At 57.1% G+C, this 22,374-nt stretch carries 22 protein-coding genes and 1 pseudogene; 10 read left to right on the forward strand and 13 right to left on the reverse strand.

Going from position 1 to position 22,374, the window contains the following annotated elements:
• Positions 1 to 1,338, reverse strand: coding sequence for a heavy metal sensor histidine kinase (locus H8S56_RS10930; protein ID WP_187518678.1), 1,338 nt, complete (start codon positions 1,336 to 1,338; stop codon positions 1 to 3).
• Between the two features lie 20 nt (positions 1,339 to 1,358).
• Positions 1,359 to 2,039 (reverse strand): heavy metal response regulator transcription factor, encoded by a 681-nt coding sequence (locus H8S56_RS10935; protein WP_187518636.1) that lies wholly within the window; start codon positions 2,037 to 2,039, stop codon positions 1,359 to 1,361.
• 177 nt (positions 2,040 to 2,216) lie between these two features.
• On the opposite strand from H8S56_RS10935, the gene queF reads away from it, so the two are divergent.
• Positions 2,217 to 3,047 carry an NADPH-dependent 7-cyano-7-deazaguanine reductase QueF gene (queF, locus tag H8S56_RS10940; protein WP_024687331.1) on the forward strand — a complete coding sequence of 277 codons (831 nt, stop codon included), beginning with the start codon at positions 2,217 to 2,219 and terminating at the stop codon, positions 3,045 to 3,047.
• A gap of 142 nt (positions 3,048 to 3,189) precedes the next feature.
• Here queF and H8S56_RS10945 read toward each other — a convergent pair whose 3' ends face one another.
• Together H8S56_RS10945 and H8S56_RS10950 are read right to left on the reverse strand one after the other, a co-directional pair.
• Entirely contained in the window at positions 3,190 to 3,456 is a 267-nt protein-coding gene (locus H8S56_RS10945) for a DUF4404 family protein (protein WP_024687332.1), read from the reverse strand.
• 103 nt (positions 3,457 to 3,559) lie between these two features.
• Positions 3,560 to 4,165 (reverse strand): HAD family phosphatase, encoded by a 606-nt coding sequence (locus H8S56_RS10950; protein ID WP_187518637.1) that lies wholly within the window; start codon positions 4,163 to 4,165, stop codon positions 3,560 to 3,562.
• A gap of 190 nt (positions 4,166 to 4,355) precedes the next feature.
• Here H8S56_RS10950 and H8S56_RS10955 point away from each other — a divergent pair, with 190 nt between their 5' ends.
• A complete protein-coding gene (locus H8S56_RS10955) occupies positions 4,356 to 5,057 on the forward strand; it encodes an MlaA family lipoprotein (protein ID WP_024687334.1) in 702 nt (233 codons plus the stop codon).
• 78 nt (positions 5,058 to 5,135) lie between these two features.
• Here H8S56_RS10955 and H8S56_RS10960 read toward each other — a convergent pair whose 3' ends face one another.
• Positions 5,136 to 5,435 carry a PilZ domain-containing protein gene (locus H8S56_RS10960; RefSeq protein ID WP_024687335.1) on the reverse strand — a complete coding sequence of 100 codons (300 nt, stop codon included), beginning with the start codon at positions 5,433 to 5,435 and terminating at the stop codon, positions 5,136 to 5,138.
• 265 nt (positions 5,436 to 5,700) lie between these two features.
• Between H8S56_RS10960 and rssB the strand changes: the two genes are divergently transcribed.
• Positions 5,701 to 6,885: a two-component system response regulator RssB gene (gene rssB, locus H8S56_RS10965; RefSeq protein WP_024687336.1), complete on the forward strand. Its 1,185-nt coding sequence runs from the start codon at positions 5,701 to 5,703 to the stop codon at positions 6,883 to 6,885.
• Positions 6,882 to 7,367, forward strand: a complete 486-nt coding sequence (rssC, locus tag H8S56_RS10970; protein ID WP_024687337.1) for an anti-sigma factor antagonist RssC — start codon at positions 6,882 to 6,884, stop codon at positions 7,365 to 7,367. Before rssB ends, rssC begins: the two co-directional genes overlap by 4 nt.
• A gap of 81 nt (positions 7,368 to 7,448) precedes the next feature.
• On the opposite strand, the gene tal is transcribed toward rssC, so the two are convergent.
• Entirely contained in the window at positions 7,449 to 8,384 is a 936-nt protein-coding gene (tal, locus tag H8S56_RS10975; RefSeq protein ID WP_187518638.1) for a transaldolase, read from the reverse strand.
• A gap of 250 nt (positions 8,385 to 8,634) precedes the next feature.
• Positions 8,635 to 10,746, reverse strand: coding sequence for a TonB-dependent siderophore receptor (locus H8S56_RS10980; protein WP_235986773.1), 2,112 nt, complete (start codon positions 10,744 to 10,746; stop codon positions 8,635 to 8,637).
• A 329-nt stretch (positions 10,747 to 11,075) separates the two neighbouring features.
• Between H8S56_RS10980 and H8S56_RS10985 the strand changes: the two genes are divergently transcribed.
• The 4 genes from H8S56_RS10985 (at position 11,076) to H8S56_RS11000 (ending at position 15,538) form a co-directional block, all read left to right on the forward strand.
• Complete coding sequence (locus tag H8S56_RS10985) at positions 11,076 to 12,317, forward strand: M20/M25/M40 family metallo-hydrolase (protein WP_187518640.1); 1,242 nt, start codon at positions 11,076 to 11,078, stop codon at positions 12,315 to 12,317.
• Between the two features lie 98 nt (positions 12,318 to 12,415).
• Positions 12,416 to 12,826 (forward strand): LexA family protein, encoded by a 411-nt coding sequence (locus H8S56_RS10990; protein ID WP_024687341.1) that lies wholly within the window; start codon positions 12,416 to 12,418, stop codon positions 12,824 to 12,826.
• Positions 12,827 to 13,039: 213 nt separating this feature from the next.
• Positions 13,040 to 14,110 carry an RHS repeat-associated core domain-containing protein gene (locus H8S56_RS10995; RefSeq protein ID WP_187518641.1) on the forward strand — a complete coding sequence of 357 codons (1,071 nt, stop codon included), beginning with the start codon at positions 13,040 to 13,042 and terminating at the stop codon, positions 14,108 to 14,110.
• 366 nt (positions 14,111 to 14,476) lie between these two features.
• Positions 14,477 to 15,538: an ankyrin repeat domain-containing protein gene (locus H8S56_RS11000; protein WP_235986769.1), complete on the forward strand. Its 1,062-nt coding sequence runs from the start codon at positions 14,477 to 14,479 to the stop codon at positions 15,536 to 15,538.
• A gap of 37 nt (positions 15,539 to 15,575) precedes the next feature.
• Here H8S56_RS11000 and arsH read toward each other — a convergent pair whose 3' ends face one another.
• The 6 genes and pseudogenes from arsH to H8S56_RS11030 form a co-directional block, all read right to left on the reverse strand.
• Positions 15,576 to 16,277, reverse strand: coding sequence for an arsenical resistance protein ArsH (arsH, locus tag H8S56_RS11005; protein WP_187518642.1), 702 nt, complete (start codon positions 16,275 to 16,277; stop codon positions 15,576 to 15,578).
• Positions 16,278 to 16,289: 12 nt separating this feature from the next.
• Positions 16,290 to 16,760, reverse strand: coding sequence for an arsenate reductase ArsC (locus tag H8S56_RS11010; protein ID WP_187518643.1), 471 nt, complete (start codon positions 16,758 to 16,760; stop codon positions 16,290 to 16,292).
• An 84-nt stretch (positions 16,761 to 16,844) separates the two neighbouring features.
• Positions 16,845 to 17,192 (reverse strand): metalloregulator ArsR/SmtB family transcription factor, encoded by a 348-nt coding sequence (locus H8S56_RS11015; RefSeq protein WP_024687347.1) that lies wholly within the window; start codon positions 17,190 to 17,192, stop codon positions 16,845 to 16,847.
• Between the two features lie 275 nt (positions 17,193 to 17,467).
• On the reverse strand, positions 17,468 to 19,615 hold the full coding sequence (locus H8S56_RS11020) for a putative bifunctional diguanylate cyclase/phosphodiesterase (protein ID WP_187518680.1): 2,148 nt from the start codon (positions 19,613 to 19,615) through the stop codon (positions 17,468 to 17,470).
• A 530-nt stretch (positions 19,616 to 20,145) separates the two neighbouring features.
• A pseudogene (locus tag H8S56_RS11025) lies at positions 20,146 to 20,393 on the reverse strand (transposase); the annotation flags it as partial.
• A 93-nt stretch (positions 20,394 to 20,486) separates the two neighbouring features.
• On the reverse strand, positions 20,487 to 20,678 hold the full coding sequence (locus H8S56_RS11030) for a hypothetical protein (RefSeq protein ID WP_187518644.1): 192 nt from the start codon (positions 20,676 to 20,678) through the stop codon (positions 20,487 to 20,489).
• Positions 20,679 to 20,782: 104 nt separating this feature from the next.
• Here H8S56_RS11030 and dusA point away from each other — a divergent pair, with 104 nt between their 5' ends.
• Entirely contained in the window at positions 20,783 to 21,793 is a 1,011-nt protein-coding gene (gene dusA / locus H8S56_RS11035) for a tRNA dihydrouridine(20/20a) synthase DusA (protein ID WP_187518645.1), read from the forward strand.
• A 147-nt stretch (positions 21,794 to 21,940) separates the two neighbouring features.
• Positions 21,941 to 22,372: a universal stress protein gene (locus tag H8S56_RS11040; RefSeq protein ID WP_187518646.1), complete on the forward strand. Its 432-nt coding sequence runs from the start codon at positions 21,941 to 21,943 to the stop codon at positions 22,370 to 22,372.
• The last annotated feature ends 2 nt before the right edge of the window (positions 22,373 to 22,374 follow it).

Below are 22,374 nucleotides of genomic sequence, written 5' to 3' on the forward strand. Positions count from 1 at the left end.
TCAGGCGGGCAGTTCGATCAGGAACCGCGTGACGCCCGCGGCCGACTCGCACTGGATCGTTCCGCCATGGGCGTTGACGATCGAGCGGGTAATCGCCAGGCCCAGTCCTGCATGCTCGCTGCTTTCCTGTCTGGCAGGATCCGCGCGATAAAAACGGTCGAACAGGCGCGGCAATGCATCCGCTGCGATGTCGGTGCCAGTGTTTTCGATGCTCAGCGCGACACCTGATGGCGAGCTGCTCACGGTTATCTTCACGTAGCCACCTGAGCCTGTGAAACGCAGGGCGTTGTCCAGCAGATTGGACAGCACGCGACGCAACAGCGGGCCGTCACCGCGCAGGGTGGCCTGACCCTCTCGCGACAGGCAGACCTCTGCTTCTTCAGCCAGCGGGGCGAAGAATTCCAGCACCGCATCGACCTCGTTTTCCAGTTGCAGCGCCTGCCGGGCCGGTCGCAGCAGGCCGTGCTCGGCCTTGGCCAGAAACAGCATGTCATTGACCATCTGCGCCATGCCTTGCAGCTCCTCCAGGTTGCCTGTCAGCGCCTCACGATATTCCTCGAGCGTGCGCGGGCGGGTGAGGGTGACCTGAGTCTGGGTCAGCAGGTTGGACAGCGGTGTACGCAGTTCATGGGCGATATCGGCCGAAAACGCTGACAGGCGCTGGAAGCCGTCCTCCAGCCGACCGAGCATGGCGTTGAACGCACGGGTCAGTTCTGCCAGTTCCTTGGGCATGTCCTGCTCCGGGAGGCGTGCCGTCAGTGAACGAGTCGAGATGCTGGCGGCCACCGTGCTCATTCGGTGCAAGGGTTTGAGCCCGCTGCGTGTGGCCCAGGCGCCGAGCAGGGCGGTGGCCAGTGCCGACAGGCCGACGGTCAGCCAGATCAGATGCTGCATGCGCTGGAGAAAGTGCTGGTGATGGGTGATATCCAGCATCAGGGTCACACTGGGCGAGGACGCGGTCTGCCCGCGCAGCGAAGCGGTGAGGCTGCGGTAGGCAACCTGCTCATCGCTCAAGGTGTGCAGCCCGTCTTCGGGTGGAGGCGACGCCGCCAGGTTATAGAACCAGGCCTGACCGTCGGGCCCAGTGATACGCAGGGTCAGATCCGGCTGGTGCCCCAGGTCGGCCAGCAGACTGGCCTTGCGTTCATCGAAGGCCTGTCGGGTTTCGACGCCTTGCAGGGTGCTTCGCAGGTTGGCGAGCCTTGCTTCGAGCAATTGCTGGTCCAGCTCGACAAAATGCACTTCGCTGGCATGGTTGAACAGAATGCCGGCGGTCAGCGAAACCGCTGCTGTACAGGCGGCAAACAGCAGTGCCAGACGATTGCGTAACGAGAGCATGCCGAACGGGCGACGAAGGTTCACAGCGCGCGCTCTTCAAGCACGTAGCCCATACCGCGTACCGTATGGATGAGTTTGTCGGAAAAGTCGTCATCAATCTTGAACCGTAGGCGGCGGATGGCGACTTCGATGATGTTGGTGTCGCTGTCAAAGTTCATCCCCCAGACCTGCGACGCCAGCAACGATTTGGGTAGCACTTCGCCCTGACGACGCAAAAGCAACTCCAGCAACGTGAACTCCTTGGCAGTCAGGACAATGCGCCGACCACTGCGCTCCACCTCACGCCGCATCAGGTCCAGACGCAGGTCCGCGATCTGCAGATGAGTCTCGGCAGGGGCGTTTGCGCTTCGGCGCAGCAGGCTGCGCACTCTGGCCAGCAGTTCCGAGAACGCGAAGGGTTTGATCAGGTAATCATCGGCCCCCAGCTCCAGACCCTGCACACGATCTTCGATAGCGTCCCGGGCGGTCAAGAAGAGTACGGGCATGCTCAGCCCGGCGGCGCGTACGCTGCCCAGAATGGTCCAGCCGTCGCAGTCCGGCAGCATGACGTCGAGAATCAGCAGCGCATGATCGCCACTCAGCGCGCGACGCTGCCCGGTCTCGCCGTCGGCGACCCATTCGGCTTCGAAACCGGCCTCGTTCAACCCTTGGCGCAGAAACTGGCCGGTTCTGGGCTGGTCTTCAACGATCAGTAATTTCATGGGCAGTGTCGGATATCCCTTGCAAGGCAAGCTTTATAACGCACGCGGCGACCAGTCGGGTGAAGCTGACAGGACTGTAATGCGGCCGCCGGTGCGAGCTGTGCAGGAGATTGTCGCTGAAAGCGTTGCGCAAACCCTATAAACTCGCCCGCGTTAATTCATGATCCAGGTATCGCCATGCATCCCGCAGCCGAACACTCGCCGCTGGGCAAGTCCAGTGAGTACATTGCCACCTATACGCCTTCCTTGTTGTTTCCGATTCCGCGGGCTGCGAAGTGGGCCGAACTGGGGCTGACAGCCGAAACGCTGCCGTATCAGGGTGTCGATTTCTGGAATTGCTATGAGCTGTCGTGGTTGCTGCCGTCCGGCAAGCCGGTCGTGGCAATTGCCGAATTCAGCATTCCCGCTGACTCGCCGAACATCATCGAGTCGAAGTCGTTCAAGCTGTACCTCAACTCACTGAACCAGACCGCGTTCGACACACGTGAGCAAGTGCAGGTCACGCTGGAAAAAGACCTGTCTGCTGCGGCCGGAAAGCCGGTTGGCGTGCGCATTCGTAGCCTCGACGAAGTCGAGCGTGAAGGCGTCGCGGCGTTGCCGGGTGTGTGCATTGATGATCTGGACATCAGTGTCAGCAGTTACGACAGGCCACAACCGGAACTGCTGCGATGCGACACGTCGCGCGTCGTTGAGGAGCGCGTTTACAGTCATCTGCTCAAATCGAACTGCCCGGTCACCAGCCAGCCAGACTGGGGCAGCGTGGTGGTTGAGTACCGTGGTGCCGCGCTGGACCCTGCCAGCCTGTTGGCCTACATCGTCAGCTTCCGTCAGCATTCTGACTTCCATGAGCAATGTGTGGAGCGGATTTTCCTCGACCTGCAGCGATTGCTCAAACCGGAAAAACTGACCGTGTATGCACGCTATGTGCGGCGCGGGGGGCTGGACATCAATCCGTACCGCAGTACGGAAGCGCTCAATGTGAATAACGGCAGGCTGGCGCGGCAGTAAGCCTTCCGGTGCTGAATAAGCACATTGCACGAGGCGGCTCTTCTGAGATGCGATTTTTCAGAACAGTCGTGTCTGGTGTCTGCTGCGAGACATACGTCATATAGCAGACACCGTGTGATCACCTACAGGGCGATAACGATCATCAAATCCCGATATTGCCCAGGGTTTGCAGAACATTACGCAGCGTACCTGCAATGGCAGGATGCTCCAGTTCAAAGCGCTCGACGGCCAGGTTCACGCCATCTGCCAGACTCGGGTCTTCATGGGTCGCGTTTTCCAGTTCAATTCTGGTTTCAATCTGCTGCATCAGCTCGTGCAGGTTGTCGCGTTCAGCTTCTGACAGCGGTGGATTCTGCTCAAGTTGCGCGCGCAGGGTGTTGAGTTGTTCTTGCAGTTCGCGGGCAGGCATGACGTGCTCCTTCATAGATAAGTCTGTCCCATGGACTACGCCGCTGGGCTAAAGGTTCGTGACACCTTAAGACTAATCCACTCCAGAGCAGGCTGCATGTGTATCAGGGCTTTTCGCCCTTGCTGCGCCTCAAGGCGATATCCGCCAGGCACGAGTCCAGTTCGCCCAGGTGGTCGATTACCGAGTGCACGCCCAACGCGTATAACTTGAGCGTAGCGTGAGCACGACGTTGTTCGCGTTCAGCATCGCCCAGGCCTTGCCATTGGGCAGGCGACAAGCCGCACAACGGGCCGCATGACGCCAGCCCGATCGTCCATAGCCCGGCGTTGAGGCCCGATTGCAGCAGGCGGGGATCACCGCTGATCAACACGCAGCCATCCAGTTGGCGAACACCCAGACTCATCAGCGCCATCCAGCATGCGTCCGGCGCAGGCCATTTTGCGGACGCGCGCGCAGCGGGCGTTATCCAGTCATTAAGCGGTGCGGAAAGAGTATTACTGAGTGTTTCTGGAAGCTCGTCCAGCCAGGCGCAGGGCAGGTTCTGTTTGCGCAGCGCCTGCAAGGCATCCAGCGCGCCGGGAGTGGCCGCTGCGTGATCGCTGTTCGGGGCTGTGCGCGAGGCTTGTGCGCCGAAGTCCACCAGGCAGCCGCTGAGGCCGAACAGCAGGGCGGTGAAGGAGGGCAAAGGATTGAGAACCGGCGCCAGCATGGTGATCTCTCTCAAATACCCAAGCACGCTACAGTCCTTTCATGACAGCGAGATGAACGTGTGATGACCGGGTTTATCCGCTTTTCGTCGCTGACGGAACTGCCTTATTCCCTACAGAACGCTTTATACTCCCTGTCTTTGCGTGTGGGGCGTAGCACCCGCGTCATTATCTCGATCAGGAGTGTCAGCTATGCCCGTGACCGGTGCAGGCTTTATCAAACGTCTGGCTCAGTTGTCTGTCTGTGCTGGCATGGTGCTGGTTCCCGTTGCCGTTCAAGCGGCTGAAGACGATCCGTGGGAAGGCGTGAACCGTGCCATTTTCCGTTTCAACGATGTGGTCGATACGTACACGCTCAAGCCGTTGGCGAAGGGTTATCAGTACGTCGCGCCGCAGTTCGTCGAAGACGGCGTTCATAACTTCTTCAACAACATCGGTGACGTGGGCAACCTCGCCAACGACGTGCTCCAGGCCAAGCCTGCGGCTGCAGGCGTGGATACCGCCCGCCTGATCTTCAACACCACCTTCGGCCTGCTGGGCTTTATCGATGTGGGCACCCACATGGGCCTGCAGCGCAATGACGAAGACTTCGGGCAGACACTCGGTTATTGGGGTGTCGGCAGCGGTCCGTTTGTTGTGCTGCCACTGCTGGGTCCAAGCACCGTGCGTGACGCCATCGCCAAGTACCCGGATACCTACACCAGCCCGTATCGCTACATTGATCACGTACCAACCCGTAACACGGCGCTGGGCGTCAATCTGGTCGATACCCGCGCCAGCCTGCTGTCGGCTGAGCGCATGATCAGCGGCGACCGCTACACCTTCATTCGCAATGCGTACCTGCAGAACCGCGAGTTCAAGGTCAAGGACGGCAAGGTGGTAGACGATTTCTAATCGTCCTTCTCCGCGCTGTTGATGCAAAAAGGCGACCTTGGGTCGCCTTTTTTATTGGGTTGAAGTGTGAACCACTCGTCACTTCATTGCGATGATCGAAAGCCCGAGCTTCTGCCCGCCGCTTTCCTCGTCCGTTACCCAGACGACCTCTGTATCGGCTTCAAGGCCCTTGAGTGCCGGATGATCAGAGTCGATGCTGACCTTCAACTTGTCTCCCACCGCAAATGATCGTGGCGTCTGGACCTGCATGCCGGAGCTGGAAAGGTCAATGCACACGGCGGGAATCACCTGGCCGGCATGGATCAGGTTGACGTCTGCGTCGACACGCATGCGGATGTAATCCCGTTTCTCCTCGTAGTCGCGATCAGTTCGACTCATGCCCAGTCCTTCGTTTTGGTTGCTGATGTGACAGTTCTTATAACTCCCGGCGATTTGTGATGTAAAGAGCGCAAAGTCAGGGCCGGAGTACGCTTGAAACGCCACTCGGATGGGAGTACCGTCTGCGCCTTGAAGGGCACCTCTGAAAACACGATGCGTAGTCATTGCGCACGGATCGTTACAGAGAGGCTAGAAGCGAATCCAGTAAGCAGGTTCCGGTAAACCGGGCCGCCTACGCCAACCTGATCTGGCGCCGTTTGCCCACATGCCAAAAACCAGTGCCACGCTGCTGATAATCGACGACGACGAAGTCGTGCGCGCAAGCCTTGCCGCCTATCTGGAAGACAGTGGCTTCAGCGTCCTGCAGGCAAGTAATGGCTTGCAGGGGATACAGATATTCGAGCAAAAGAACCCCGATCTGGTGGTATGCGACTTGCGCATGCCCCAGATGGGCGGGCTCGAACTGATTCGTCAGGTGACGTCCGTCGCCCCGCAGACGCCGGTCATTGTCGTGTCCGGCGCAGGCGTCATGAGCGATGCCGTGGAGGCCTTGCGTCTGGGCGCTGCCGATTACCTGATCAAGCCCCTTGAAGACCTCGCCGTTCTTGAGCATTCGATACGCCGTGCTCTGGATCGCGCGCGTCTGCTCAAGGAAAATCAGGTCTACCGCGAAAAGCTGGAAACAGCCAATCGCGAGCTGGAGGCCAGCCTTCACCTGCTTCAGGAAGATCAGGATGCGGGTCGTCAGGTGCAGATGAACATGTTGCCGATCACGCCGTGGTCGATCGACGAGTTTAAGTTCGCTCACCAGATCATTCCGTCTCTGTACCTGTCCGGCGATTTTGTCGACTACTTCAGGGTCGATGAGCGACGTGTGGCGTTTTATCTGGCCGACGTGTCCGGGCATGGTGCTTCGTCTGCATTCATCACGGTGCTGCTGAAGTTCATGACCACACGTTTGCTGTTTGAATCCAAGCGTGGTGGAACCTTGCCGGAGTTCAAGCCCTCCGATGTATTAGGCCACATCAACCGCGGCCTCATCAGTTGCAAGCTGGGCAAGCACGTCACGATGGTGGGTGGTGTGATCGATGAAGAGTCGGGCAAATTGACGTATGCCGTTGGCGGCCATCTGCCGCTGCCGGTGCTCTACACAGAGGGTCAGACGCGATACCTGGAAGGACGCGGGCTACCGGTCGGGTTGTTCAACGAGGCCACTTATCAGGATCATGAACTGGACCTGCCTGACTCCTTCAGTCTGACGATGTTGTCTGATGGCATACTTGATCTGTTACCCGGTGATACACTCAAAGAGAAAGAAGCTGTTTTACCCGAGTTGGTGAAGACAGCTGGCGGCAGCCTGGATGGCTTACGCCGGGTTTTTGAATTGGCAACGCTAGGGGAGATGCCGGATGATATCGCCTTGTTAGTGTTAAGCAGGAATCTTGAATGAGTACCGGTAGAATCCAGTTCGCCGAGCAGGAAGGCACCTTCGTTCTCAAGTTCGTGGGTGAAGTGCGGTTGACGCTGTGTTCGGCCTTGGATGCGACAATCGAGCGAATCTTCACGGCCTTGAATTTTTCGGCGGTGGTAATCGATTTGACCGAGACTCGCAGCATCGACAGCACGACGCTTGGCCTGTTGGCCAAGCTTTCGATCCTGTCTCGTCAGAAAGTGGGTCTGTTGCCGACGCTGGTGACCACTCACGAAGACATTACTCGGCTGTTGCAGTCGATGGGCTTCGATCAGGTGTTCAATATCGTCGACAGGCCCATCCCGCGCCCTGAGTGCCTGACAGACCTGCCGTCGCAAGATCAGTGTGAGGATGTGGTCAAGGCGAAAGTGCTGGAAGCGCACAAGATCCTCATGGGCCTGAATGACTCGAATCGTGAAGCGTTCCACGACCTGGTCAACGCACTCGAAGGTCAACGCTAGGCGTTGTATTCCTGATCTGCCTGGCTGAACGGCAGGCAGCAAAAAGGGCGACACCCGCAAGGGTGTCGCCCTTTAGTGTTTTCAGGCCTTGGCGGAAAGCAGTGCCTCGAGCTTTTCCTGATCGCGAGCGAACTGGCGGATACCTTCTGCCAGCTTCTCAGTGGCCATGGCATCTTCGTTGGACGCCCAGCGGAACTGGCTTTCAGTCAGGTTCGTTCCAGCCTTGCGGTCGTCGCCAGCGTTGCCTGGAGCAAGCTTGCGTTCCAGCGTGCCTGTGTCCTCAGCCAGTTGCTTGAGCAGATCCGGGCTGATCGTCAGGCGGTCGCAGCCAGCCAGTTGTTCGATCTGGTTCAGGTTGCGGAAGCTTGCGCCCATGACGACGGTCTTGTAGTCGTTGGCCTTGTAGTAGTTGTAGATGCGAGTGACCGACTGTACGCCCGGGTCCTCGGCACCGACGTAATCCGTGCCGGACGACTTCTTGTACCAGTCATAGATGCGGCCCACGAACGGCGAAATCAGGAACGCGCCCGCTTCGGCGCAGGCAATCGCCTGAGCAAACGAGAACAGCAGGGTCAGGTTGGTCTGAATACCATCCTTTTCCAGCTTCTCGGCGGCGCGAATGCCTTCCCAGGTGGAAGCAAGCTTGATCAGTACGCGATCACGGCTAATACCGGCTGCATCGTACAGACCGATGATGCGCTGGCTGCGATCGATGAGTGCGTCGGTGTCGAAAGAGAGGCGGGCGTCCACTTCAGTGGAAACACGGCCCGGAACGACCTTGAGAATTTCCTGACCGATGGCCACTGCAAAACGGTCGCAAGCCAGACCGATGTCGCCCTTGCTGCCGCTGAATGCGTCGGCCAGCAACTGCGAGTTGCTTTCACTCGAGGCCGCCTTGAGCAGCAGGGAGGGGTTGGTAGTAGCGTCTTGCGGCTTGAGGCTTTTGATCGCGCCGAAGTCGCCGGTGTCAGCGACAACGGTGGTGAATTGCTTGAGTTGATCCAGCTTGGAAGTCATGAGCGTGCTCTGTCCTGTGCGGATGGATGACATTACCCGAGCGCTGCCGCCCACTCAAGGCCATGGCGCATAACGTTTGCGCATCAGCGGCGTCGAGGGTCGGCATTGTCGCGCAAACCTTGTCGAGAATGGTTTTGAGCCCACGGAGGGGCTGCTTGTTCCCTGAACCTTGATTTAAGCGTTTTCCATGGCCGCATGGCATCGTTTCACTTAACGTATCCGAGCCGCCTTGCGTTGGATTGCCAGGTACTCAGAGCGACCACTTCAACGAGAACATCACGTTGCGTGGATCGCCGTATACGCCACTGCCGGTTGCCGTTGGAATGCCCTGCCAGTATTTCTCGTCGAGCACGTTGTTCAGGTTGACCCGGGCGTCCCAGTGCTCGTCGAAACGATAGCCTGCCATCAGACCCACCACCGCATACGAGTCCTGTTCCGAGCGTCCGGTGCCGACCCGGTTGTAGGTGTCGCTTTGAGCGAGTACATCAGCGCCGATGCGCAACTTGCTGAAGTCGCCGGACAGGTGATAAGTGGTCGCGGCCTTGAACAGATGCTTGGGCTGCTCGGCTGCAAATCGAGCGCCTTTCTCGAAGTTCCGGTCTTTGACGTACTGGCTCAGGACCAAGGTATAAGACGCGGAAGCCTGCCAGTCCGGCGTGAGCTGGCCGGTCACTTCCGCATCGATACCGCGGCTGCGCACTTCGCCCGCTGCTTCGTAACAGGTACGGTTCTGTTGCTGGCAGGTAGCGGGCGGATTGACGATGGCGTAAGCGCGGTTTTCTTGTGTCATGTCGAAAAGCGCAAGGGAGGCGTTCAGATCGCCGCTGAAGTATTCGCCCTTCAAACCCACTTCGTAGCTTTCGCCGGTCATCGGGTCAAGAATAGCGCCGCTCACGTCCTGCTGGCTCTGCGGCTTGAAGATCTCGGTGTAGCTGGCGTAAACCGAATAGGTGTCGTTGAGGTCGTAGACGATGCCTGCATACGGCGTGACTTCGCGGGTAACCTTGTAGTCGCCGGTGTTGGCTGAGCGGTTCTGATAGTCGTACCAGCTCACCCGGCTGCCGACGATGATGTGCAGCGGATCAATCGGGTTGAAACGGGCTGCCGCGTAGAGGCCGTCTTCTGTCGCGGTGTTCTGGCTGACATAGGCGGTGCGCGTGTTGACGTCCGGCTTGGGAATCACGTTCGGGTTGAAGTTGTAGATGTCTATTGGCGTCGAGCCATAGAAGCCACCTTTCTGGTCGAACTTCTCTTCACGGCGACTGACCCCCAGCATCAGGTCATGCTCGCGGCCGAACAGTTTGAAAGGGCCGGACAGTGAGCCGTCGATGTTGGTCTGTACGTCGGTGGTGTCGTACTGGCCGGCGGCCTGGCCGTAGCCGTTACCCGCAGCGGTCAGGTAGTTGGAATACATGTCCGACTCGGCCCAGATCTTCGCCGCTGCAATCTTGCCGCTCCAGCCATTGTCGAACCGGTGAGTCACGTCGGTAAACACGCTGACGTTGTCCCGATCCCAGTAAGCCCAGTCATTGCTCAGGAACGTGGAGCGGGGCAGGCCGAGGTACTGACCATTCGGGCCCGAGGGCAGGCTGCCCCAGTCTGATGTCGCATCGTCGCGTTGCTTGGACGCGCCGAGGGTCCAGGTGGTCGATTCGTCGAGGTCCGCTTCCAGTATGCCGTAGAAGGTCTGTCGTTCTTCGTCGCGCTCGTCGAGGAAACTGTTGCCCTTCTCATGCGCAGTCACCACACGACCGCGCAAGGTGCCTGATTCGTTGAGCTTGTTGGAGGCGTCCACTTCCGTGCGGTAACGGTCCCAACTGCCAGCACTGGTGGTCACGCTGACTTGTGGAGTGGCGGTGGGACGCTTGCGAATCAGGTTTAGCGTGGCTGAAGGGCTACCCGCGCCTGTCATCAGGCCGGTCGCGCCACGAACCACTTCGACACGGTCGTACATGGCCAGGTCGGCGCCAGAAATCGTATCCAGGGTGAACGAGCTGACAATGGTTGGCAGGCCGTCGTACATCAGGTTATCGATGCTGAAGCCCCGCGCCAGAAACTGCTGACGATCCGTGCCGAACTTGCGCAGGATGATGCCCGGCGCATATTTCACGAGGTCGTTCAGATCGTTCATGCCTTGGTCTTCAATGCGCTGACGCGTGATCACACTGACCGACTGAGGTGTTTCGCGGATCGACAGAGGCAGCTTGGTCGCAGTGCTCATGGAACCGGTGGTGTAGGAACCGCTGCCCTCTGTGGTGGCTGTTCCGGCGACGCCTGCTCTGGCGTTGATGTCGACATTGTCCAGCGTCAATGCGCCGGATTGAGGCTCGGCAGGTGGGTTGCTTTGAACAGTTGCAGCCATGGCAGCAGATGATGCACCGATAACCGCAAGGACAGTCAGCGAGGTGAGCGGACGAAACATGATGGGAGGTTCCTACGATGGGCCTGAGCCTTTGGGAAGTGGCGAAATACGTCAGCAACGGGGCGCCAGAGGTTTGATCATCCAGAGGGCTGGTCGCAGGATCCTAACAATTTTTTCACAATTAACTAAATGCTAATCACTCTCAGTTACATTTGCATACATGTTTGCATGCGATGCCTGCGGCCGCCTTGCAGGCGTCTGGGAGTGGTGTTGTGGAGCCGGTTGCGTGAAGATGCAGCCTCAAGCCGCAATGATCTGAGGGAACCAGCATGCAATTTCGACGTACATCGATTGCGAGTGTGATCGCCTTTTCCGTCCTGTCTTTCGGCGCTTTCGCGTCGGATCTGTCGCCCGAGCAGCTACTTAAAAAGGCCGAAGCCGAACAAAAAGCCTACCTCGCGACCGTCAAGGAACTGGTGGACGTCGACACCGGCACGGGTCAGGCGCCTGGCTTGAAAACCGTCAGCGCGCTGTTGGTCGAACGCCTGAAAGCGTTGGGAGCCGAAGTCACCACGACGCCTGCGTCGCCCTCCGCCGGTGACAACATTGTCGGTACGCTGAAGGGCAGTGGCACGCGATCCTTTCTGCTGATGGTCCATTACGACACCGTCTTCGGGCCGGGCACTGCCGAAAAACGTCCATTCAAGCAAGATGGCGAGCGCGCCTACGGCCCAGGCGTTGCCGATGCCAAAGGTGGCGTGGCGATGATCCTGCATTCGCTGAAACTGCTTCAGGACCAGGGCTTCAAGGATTTCGGAACACTTACCGTGCTCTTCAACCCGGATGAAGAAACCGGCTCCAGCGGTTCGAAAAAAGTCATCGCCGAACTCGCCCGTCAGCACGACTACGTATTTTCCTACGAGCCACCGGACAAGGACGCCGTCACGGTCGCAACCAACGGCATTAACGGTGTACTTCTGGATGTGAAAGGCAAGTCTTCACACGCAGGTTCCGCGCCGGAAGCCGGGCGCAACGCGGCAATCGAATTGGCTCACCAGATGCTGCAACTCAAGGACCTCGGCGATCCAGCCAAGGGCACAACGGTCAACTGGACGTTGATCAAGGGTGGTGAGAAACGCAACATCATCCCCTCCAGCGCGTCGGCCGAAGGCGACATGCGCTACTCCGATCTGAGCGAGAGCGACCGCGTGCTGGCCGACGCTCAGCGTATCGTGCAGAAGAAGCTCATTGATGGCACCGAAGTGACAGTGCGCCTGGAAAAAGGTCGCCCGCCGTTGGCGAAGAATCCAGGTTCCGAGCAACTGGCAAAAACCGCCCAGGCGCTTTATGGAAAGATTGGCCGCAACATCGAACCGATCGCCATGCGGTTCGGCACCGACGCAGGCTATGCGTACGTGCCGGGCAGCACCAAGCCTGCGGTGCTTGAGACGATGGGTGTCGTTGGAGCCGGTTTGCACGCCGATGATGAGTACATTGAACTGTCGAGCATTGCGCCCAGGCTTTACCTGACAGTGGCGCTGATCCAGCAGCTTTCGGAGTCCAGACCCTGACACCATTTGTCGACATTTCTGACGTTCCCGGTTGACCTCGAACCTGATGCGCGATTAACTGTATATGCATACAGTTAATCACAAAAAAGGCTTGCATCATGAGTGTCACATTCCTTGGCCCCTTGTCCGCAGGGGGCATCAAGCTTCCCATGATCTCTATGTCGTCCATCGGCTCGCAATCGCCCGTGATCGAAAAGCATGTCTCGATGGCAGAACTCTGCGGAGTGCGCGAGCCGCACTTCTTCATTGCAGCGATTCAGGACGACAGCATGCAGGGCGAACACGTCAGTAAGGACGACATGCTGATTGTCGATAAGGGGCGCTACGCCGAGCACGGCGACATCGTCGTCGCGTCGCTCAACAAGGCTCAGGTGTGCAGGCGTTTGCACATGCGCGGGAACGTGGTGATTCTGGAGTCCAGCCACAAGGATTACCCATCGCTGCATGTGACGGATAATGATGACCTGATTATTTTGGGGGTGGTGACGCAGAGTGTTAAGCGTTTTTGAGTACTTGGATACCTGCCGTGCCTGGGGGGTTGAATCGTCATAAGCCGCAAGGACTTCGCAGTCCTTGTAGTCGGCGTGCTGATATCGCGCCCAGCGATTCGCTTAATGCTATCGCTCATAGCCTCGTTAATGCCCCTATAAGATGTGCCAGTGTGCAAAGACTGTCGGTCAGGCAATGATGATTTTTTGTTGGCGTTCAGGCGGGCAGGCGATATGAAATTCAAAACTGATGATCCAGAAGCGGTGTTATGTGCTTACCGTTATGACGCACTCGACAGACTGATCAGTAGCATCGAATCGGGCAACATTTGTCAGAGGTTTTACCTTGAAAATCGCTTGGTAAACGAAGTCGGTTCAGAATTTCTTCGCACTGTGGTTCGTTACGAAGACTTTCTGCTGGCAGAGCGCTCCCGCGATCAGGGAGGTACTCAAATCGCTCATCTGTTAACGACGACTGACGGGCAAAACTCTGTATTGCATACTCAGTTTGAGCTTCGCTCAGCTGCTTTAAGCTACACGCCTTATGGACACCATGACTCATCGATCAATCAAGGCGGCCTGCTACGATTTGCTGGGGAGCGTCCTGATGGTGTGACCGGTCACTATTTGTTGGGGAACGGTTACCGAGCATTCAACCCCGTTCTGATGCGATTCAATAATCCGGACAGTCTCAGTCCGTTTGATGAAGGCGGTCTTAATGCCTACGTGTACTGTGGGGCGGATCCGGTTAATCGCATAGACCCGGACGGACATATCTATTCTTCAATCGTTTTAAATGCTGCGTCCAGATTTTTGCGCTTGATTGGTCGCTCGCCGCGCTCGGCTGCTCTGGCTCCAAGATTGACGCGAAAAGCGCCTGCGCTTGTTAAAGCCGGGAGAAATCCTGAGCGGCTCATTGCCCATGTTGACGAATCGCCGCCGCTCAAGGCGCTTCCTGAGGAACGTTTGGCGGTTACACCGCGTGAGCGACACGTTCTGGAAGGCTCGACACAGGAACTGCTTACCCACCACCGCCGCTATGCAAAATCTACAAAACAAATGCTAAGTGAAAAACGTAAGGCCTTGAGGCGAGAGGCGGTTGAGCGGAATCCAACCCAGGATTTTTCAATATTCGGTGCTAAGGACAGCAGCAGGTCTTTATCAAGATTTGAGATCTTGCAATCCAGAATCGCACAAGAGCGAAGACAGGCTGGCAGAACTGCAAGCGAGTCTTTATTGGGTGGGGCGTATGGCATTAGAAGTAATAGCTCAAACTGGCAACCCATTATGCCCCGGCCAGTTTAAATGGCGACGTGAACGCCTTTCCGGCCAGGAGCCGGCTGTGCGGGACGTGTAAGCAAGGCTGGGCTGTTCACGGATATTCAAGGCTGTGGGGATGATGCAACCCGGGCTCGGGTCTGGATCGTAAACGTCCTGAGCTCGCGACAGACTTTCCTGTTGGCCCGAGGAGTCCATCGTTGACCAACGCTGCGCTTTTCAATAAAACGTGATGCGACGCAACATGAGCACAGTCTTATAGGTGGTTGTCCGGGACATCAAAAAGTCCATTGATACTTCGCTCAGTGAATCACATCCTTTCAAGGTTGCTGTTATCAAAGACTTATTGGTCCTATGATGAAAAACCTCTTGATCAGGATGATGGCCGCCGCGATGGGTAAGCGTAAAAGAAAGACACTTCCGAAGGATTTCGGTCAACTGCTGGACAACGCTCCGTTTGCCGAGTTGATCGCAGTGTTCGATGTGTGCGAGCTCGAAGCCACCGGTGGTTACAGCAAAAGCACCGCGCTGGGTTTCTATAATTGCCCTGATGAGCTGGTTCGTTGGCTGGTGGAGCGGGGCGCGGACGTTGATGCCCGTGATCACTATCAGCGAACGGCCTTGCACCATCGCAGTTCGAGCTGGAAAGGCGGTGTCGATTTGCTGCTGGATCTAGGGGCCGATATCGAGGCTCAGGATTATCAGGGCGAAACACCGCTGCACGCTGCGGTCAAGAGCCACAAGGCCGACGCACTGGCTGTCCTGATCCGCCGAGGCGCCAATACAGAGATCAGAACCCGGCAGGGGCACAGCCTGTTGCACCTCGCACTGCTCACGACGTCCAACGCCGACATTGCGGCCACTGCGAAGGTTGCTCAGATTTTATTGGATGCAGGTTCGCAAATCGAGGATGCCATGCGCTCCGAAGTGCAGCGTATTGGCCGTGGATTCGAATTTAGCCGGGCTGGGTTCAACCCTGATTACCTGGAGGCAACCGACGCAGGACTTGCCACGCTCTATCGTCTTTTCAATGTCACACCAGTTGCCGCACGCACCCTCCACGACGGTCGGGCTGCGATAGTCGTGACAGCAGGTGACTGGCCTGCCCAGCATCAGCAATTGTGGGAACTGCTGGTGCCATCCTCTGGAGCCGCAACGACGGTGCAGGGTGAAGTCATCCGCATCAGTGGTCGCATATCGAGAGAGATCAACGGCAACGGCTCGGCCAACTGGGATGCCGATTTCAAAAAAATGCTAACTGCGCTTGTAGGGCATTTCGGCGATGCCGTGGCATTGAGTGACCTGGAGCTGGCCGAAGCCCGCAGGCTCGCTGCTGCACTAAAAAGTGGGACCGATCCTGCCGAGCACAGCGATCGCCTCTGTGAACTGGCCGTGTGCTGGGTCATCGCCAACCCGCAGCCAATGCCGTTGAGTACGCCTTCGTATCGCCGATAAACAGAGGTGTGACCCTGTTTCCTTGAACGTTACTGCCTCAAATCGACCGCTGATTGACTCGGGAAGAGAGTTGTTCGGCGGACTCTTTACGTTCTGAATAGCGGTCTACCAGATAATCTTTCTGGTCGCGCAGCAGCACTGTGAACTTCATCAACTCCTCCATCACATCGACGATCCGGTCGTAGTAGGGTGAGGGCTTCATCCGGTTGTTGTCGTCGAATTCCATGTAGGCCTTGGGCACCGAGGACTGGTTCGGGATGGTGAACATGCGCATCCAGCGGCCCAGTACGCGTAGCTGGTTGACCACATTGAATGACTGAGAACCACCGCAGACCTGCATCACTGCGAGCGTCTTGCCTTGGGTGGGACGAACCGCACCCAGCGCCAGCGGTATCCAGTCGATCTGCGCCTTGAACACACCCGACATCGCTCCATGGCGTTCCGGGGAGCACCAGACCTGACCTTCCGACCATTGCATCAGATCCCGAAGCTCCTGCACCTTGGGATGGTCAACTGGCGCGTCGTCCGGCAGAGGTAAACCGGTTGGGTTGAATATCCGTGTATCCGCGCCAAAGTGCTCCAGCAGGCGAGCGGCTTCTTCCACCACAAGACGGCTGAAAGAGCGCTCACGGGTTGATCCGTAGAGCAGCAGAATACGGGGTTTATGGACACCCGAGTCAGTGGTGGCCGGATTGGAGTCGAACAATCCAAGGTCAAGATTGGGCAGCGAGTTTGTCATAGGTCTTCCTGCTTAAAGGGTGCCGATACGGTCAAGCTCTCGCTTGATTTCATCGCGTGTGAAGTTGTCGAAAGGGAGGCTGAAAAACGCTTGGCAGCGTTGCTGGATACGAGCCAGGGTTTCAGTAAAGGCTGCATCGACCTGCGCTTCATCGCCCTGAACGTCTGATGGATCTTCAAGGCCCCAATGGCACTTGATGGCTGGGCCAAACCAGACCGGGCAAGACTCACCCGCGGCCTTGTCACAGACGGTGATGACGATATCTGGAGGGCAGCCCTCGAACGCGTCGTTGCCCTTGCTGCTGAGTCCCACGGTTGAGATTCCGGCGCGCTCCAGGGTTGTCAGACTGCGCGGCAGCACCGTCCCCTTGGGAAAACTTCCGGAACTCACAGCTTCGAAACCCGCCGGTGCCAAATGGTTGAACAAGGCTTCGGAAAGAATGCTCCGGCAACTGTTAGCCGTACACATGAATAGAACTCGCATGAATAGCTCCTGCCGCGCTCGATGCGGGCTTTAGAGGCCGGGCGCAATGCCAGGTCGATAGGGTGATCAGTAACACCGGGAGGGTCAGCAGCAGGCAGTTTCTCGCACAGGCCGTCCGTCCATGTTCTGCAAACGGGCAGAGTTGACCTCAAGCCACTCGGCATTTCCCCGCAGGGCCACCTGTAGAACTTCATTGACCCACGAAGGAAGATTCGGGTTGAGGCGGTAGTACACCCATTGCCCCTGTCGCCGATCCAGAAGCAACCCACTGCTGCGCAACTGAGCGAGGTGCCGGCTGATTTTGGGCTGGCTGTCATCCATGGCGCACATCAGCTCGCAGACACAAAGCTCGCCATGGCTGGCAATGAGCAGCGTGGCTCGGGTGCGAGTCTCATCGGCCATGCATTTGAAAAAGTCAGGAGGGGCAATCATCGTGGGTACCTATGGATATGCGCAGTCGAATATACGCATATCCATATGTCTTGCATAGTAAGCATGCTATAAACCCCACCGATCTTGAACCGGTTGGCGCGCTCGGCCAGGCGAGGCGGTGCGGGATCAGTCTCATGGCAGCAAGGCTTCGTACGTCTTCAACGGATGTCGCCGTTGGCAGGTGTTCGAGTGCAACAAACGCCGTGCAGTATTCATGGACCCCTTGCTTTGGAAAAGACGGTGTAGCGCCGTCCAGACCACGAAGGCGCCAATGTTTATATGTACCGCGCGGTAAATTCACTTGCCGTCATGGGGCGACCATAGAGATAACCTTGCCCTTCATCGCAGGCAAAGTGGCGCATCAAGTCTGCCTGTGTCTGGGTTTCAATACCCTCTGCCGTAACCTTAAGATTGAAGCCAGACGCCAGCTTGACGACCGTTTCTATAATGAGTTCGTTTTTATTGCAGAACTCCGAGCCACTGACGAAGGAACGGTCGATCTTCAAGCGGGTGACAGGGTAATCCTTCAACAGACTTAGGGAGGCGTAGCCAGTGCCAAAATCGTCAAATGCAATACCCACGCCCATGGACCGTAGGTAATGCAGCGGCTTCATGATTCGCTGCTCATTACGCAAAATGGTGTTTTCGGTGATTTCCAACTCCAGCGAACTGGCGGGCAGGCCGAAATCGCTCAGCGCCCGCTCCACCACGTCCGAGAAGTCGCGCATGCGAAACTGGGCGGCAAATAAGTTGACCCCCATTCTAAACTTCGCATGAGTGCGTTGCCACAGGGCCGCCTGCTGACACGCTGTTCTTAATATCCACTCGCCGACCGGGGCGGCCAGCAAGCTCGACTCCAGTGCGCGTAAGAACACCGATGGCGGCATAACGCCTTGAGTCGGATGATTCCAGCGAATCAAAGCCTCTGCCCCTGAAATACGACCATCGCTCAAATCAACTTGAGGTTGGTAGTACAGTTCAAACTCTTTATTTTCCCACGCCTGACGCATTGATGAACTCAGTGCTACATTTCTAGACGCCGTCTGCCGTAGTTCGGGAGTGAACACTCTTACCAGTCGTCTGCCATCTGCTTTGGCCTGATAAAGTGCCAGGTCTGCATTTTCAAGCATTTGATCTTCAGCACATTCAGCTACCGATACGCCTATGCTGGCGCCGATATAGATTGCCTCATCTTTGACCTCTATCGGCTCTTCGATAAGTGTAATCAGTTCAAGGCCAAAGGCGACCGCGCTGGCCTTGTCTGCTGTATCGAACATCAGCACGACGAACTCATCACCGCCGAGCCTCGCCACCAAATGGCATGCAGGTACGTGGTCACTAATACGTTGTGAGATCACTTGAAGCACACCATCTCCAGTGGCATGTCCCAAGGTATCATTGACGTCCTTGAAGCCATCCAGATCAATCAACAGAATCGTTGCGGCCGCCTTGGATTCATAGACCTCGTGCAACCGCAGCATTAGCGCAGAGCGATTGACCAAGCCCGTGAGTTGATCATGCTCGGCTGCATGCTTAAGCCGCTTCTCTGCTTCTACACGATTGGTGATATCGCGAATGATCGCGCCGAATTGTTGTTCGCCTGCATCGGTCCAGCGTGACAGGGACAGTTCGATGGGCAACTCATGGCCGTCACGGTGCAGCGCCATCAAATTTACAGAGGTACCAATGATATGCGGCGCCCCACCTGACACCACTCGACTGAAGCCCGCAGCGTGATCGGGACGCATACGTTTAGGTATGATCAGGTCCAGGGCCTGGCCTAAAGCCTCCTCAGCCTTATAGCCAAACATTTTCTGCGCAGAGGTATTCCACGAAATGATTTTGTTTTTGCTATCGGAGCAGATGATCGCGTCAGGCGAGGTAGACGTTATGTTCATAAAGCGCATGCGGCTTCTATGACTCTCGGACGCCGAGCGACGCGCCTCCATGCGCTCAAGGACCACCGTTGCCAATTCGCTGAGTATCAGCCGATCGCGCTGTGAAAATTCGCTTCTTGGACGCTGATCGATCAAGCACAAGGTCCCCAGCGCATGACCACTGGAGCTGATTAACGGGGCGCCTGCATAAAACCGTATATGGGGGGCGTTCAGCACAAGCGGGTTGAGGTAAAAACGTTCATCCTGCAGGCTATCGAGAACAACAAATACATCATTCCCCATAATTGCGTGGGTGCAAAAGGAAACTTCGCGATCTGTCCCACACACATCAAGACCTACACTGGACTTGAAGAACTGCCGGTCAGCGTGGACTAACGAAATCAAGACGATGGGCACGTCGAATATGTTCGACGCTATCTTAACGATGTGGTCGTATTCGTGCTCTGCGGGACTGTCCATCAGGTTGAAAGTGTCCAGCTCCTGAATGCGCTCGGCCTCACGGGCGGGAGTGGGATAATTTGTCATCGTGGCTAACCCGGTGAGATTCATGCAAAAGCAGCGTTTGCTACAGGATCGATGGTGAAGCAAGTCCTATCCGTTGCCACAGTTCGAAACGCAGGCACTCTCTCTCCGTTGGAAGTCGGCGCTGTACGAAAAGTGGCTGAGCGTGGTGATGCTGCGTTAAAACAGGCTCGGAGTGCTTATTTAGAACACCTGAAGTCGAAAGCGACCCCGGCCGTTCCTCGCCTGTTTTTGCGTTGCCTGGCCTTCGCCGGCGACAAGAGCTTTTGCCTGTGCGCAGTACTTTTATCGACGAGAGACTGAAAAGCTTTAGGAAGGGGCGAGCTTATTTCTGAGTGTCGGGGAGGGGCAGCGGCAACAAGCAGTGGGATGTTATTGAGCGGAGTCCGCCTGCGTCACGTTGTTTGTGAATGCACTAAGTCGTCCTGGCTATGGGCATCACACAGGATATTTCGTTAGAAAATGGAGAGTGAATCGTGTCTCCGGAAGTGCTGTAACTCATCAATGGCTCTGGCCGCTGAGTTTGCCGTTTAGTTGATCTCGGTCGCGAGTCTGGATACCTGGCTTTTCGAGATACCAGTCATGTCCATGGTTTTGACCAACTCGTCGACCGAGCGCTTGGAAACGCCCTGGATATAGGCTCGCTGAATGACTGCCGCCATCGCCTTCTCAGCCGTTCTGCGTGGTTCGAGGAAGCCTGGGAAGTAGCTTCCTTGGCGCAGTTTGGGATCTTCAGATCATCGTCGCCCGCACGGATTTGCCACAGGCGGTCGCGGTAGCCGGTGCCCGGGGGACACGATCTACCTCTACTCCAAACCCGTGGACTTCCGAAAATCCATCTTCTGCGATCATCTGAGTGATGGTTGCGCTCTTATTAGTCGGCAAGATCAATCGCCCCAGATTCTGCCCGCTCGTTTTCCCGACGCTTGAGCCATGACTGAGCGATCTGCTTGCGGTCAAATCTCTGCGCTTCCTGATAAACTACGCCCCCTGCGCGCTTGAGCCTGATTTGTGCGGTGTACTCGATTCCACCCTTTTTGTTCTTCCGTTGGGTGATCGCCCCCATCTTGTTCCTTCGGTGCTAAAAGTTTTTTTGCGGTGCTAAGTGTCAGCACTGAGGCTAAAAAACGGCCAAAACAGCCCAAAAGTGCTAAAAATCGACTGATGATTATGCAACCAGATATCGCCCAAAACCCCCGCCCCACAAGGCCCACGCTGTCCCGCCGCTTCTCCGTTGCGCCGATGATGGACTGGACCGACCACCATTGCCGCTTCTTCCTGCGGCTGCTCTCAAAGCATGCCTTGCTCTACACCGAAATGGTCACCACCGGTGCCTTGTTGCATGGCGACAGTGCGCGCTTTCTCAAGCATGACGAGACTGAGCATCCACTGGCGCTGCAATTGGGCGGCAGCACGGCGGCAGATCTGGCGGCGTGTGCGCGGATGGCTGAAGGGGTGGGGTATGACGAGGTCAATCTGAATGTCGGTTGCCCGAGTGATCGGGTGCAGAACAACATGATTGGTGCCTGCCTGATGGGGCATCCGGAGCTGGTGGCCGATTGTGTGAAGGCTATGCGCGATGCGGTGAGTATTCCGGTCACGGTCAAGCACCGTATCGGGATCAACGGGCGTGACAGTTATGAGCAGCTGTGTGATTTCGTCGGCAAGGTGCATGAGGCCGGTTGTGGGAGTTTCACGGTGCATGCGCGAATTGCGATTCTGGAAGGCCTTTCGCCGAAGGAGAATCGGGATATTCCGCCGCTTCGTTACGACGTGGTCGCGCAGTTGAAAAAGGACTTTCCGAATCTGGAAATCGTCCTCAATGGCGGTATCAAGACGCTTGAGCAGTGTCACGAACATTTGAGCACGTTCGATGGCGTAATGCTGGGACGAGAGGCCTATCACAACCCGTATCTGCTGGCAGAAGTGGATCAACAGTTGTTCGGCAGCACCGCGCCCGTCATCAGCCGGGCTGAGGCGCTGGAAGCGTTGCGTCCTTACATCGAGGCGCACATCGCCAGTGGCGGCAACATGCATCATGTGACCCGGCATGTGCTTGGACTGGCTCAGGGCTTCCCGGGCGCGCGGCGTTTCCGTCAGTTGCTCTCGGTCGATATCCACAAGCATGAGAACCCGCTGATGCTGCTGGATCAGGCGGCTGCGTTTCTTGAAGGTCGTTGATCGGGGCCGATAACGGGCATCAGCAGAGGTACGCCTGTCAGTTCAGGCGTCGCTCATCTGCTCTGGATCAAAACAACCACTCTTTCCAGTGGCTGCGCCGCGCGGCTCGGGCTATGTTGACGGCATAACCCAACAAGGAAAGCTGTCATGCATAAAGTTCTGGTTCCTTTCGACGGTTCCGAGCACGCCGTGCGGGCCCTCGGATATGTCATTGAGCTGTCTGCCGACCTCAAGAAGCCGCTTGAGGTGCACCTGTTGAACGTTCAGGCCAGCCCGATCGATTACAGCGACTATCTGGCACCGGACATGATCGAGGGGGTCAAGGCGGGTCTGAACAATGAGGGCAAACGCGTGCTGGACGACGCCATCGAACTGCTGACCGCTGCCGGAACACGATTTCAGGCTCATGTGGACCTTGGCAATGTCGCCGAGCAGGTCGAGGTGCAGGTGCAGAAGCTCGGTTGCGACGCCGTGGTCATGGGCACTCGCGGGCTGGGCAGCATGACAGGCCTGTTGCTGGGGTCAGTCGCCACGCGAGTCATTCATGAAGCGTCAGTGCCCGTGACGCTGATCAAGTAAAC

The organism is Pseudomonas triticifolii (genome assembly GCF_014358015.1).
Taxonomy (GTDB): domain Bacteria; phylum Pseudomonadota; class Gammaproteobacteria; order Pseudomonadales; family Pseudomonadaceae; genus Aquipseudomonas; species Aquipseudomonas triticifolii.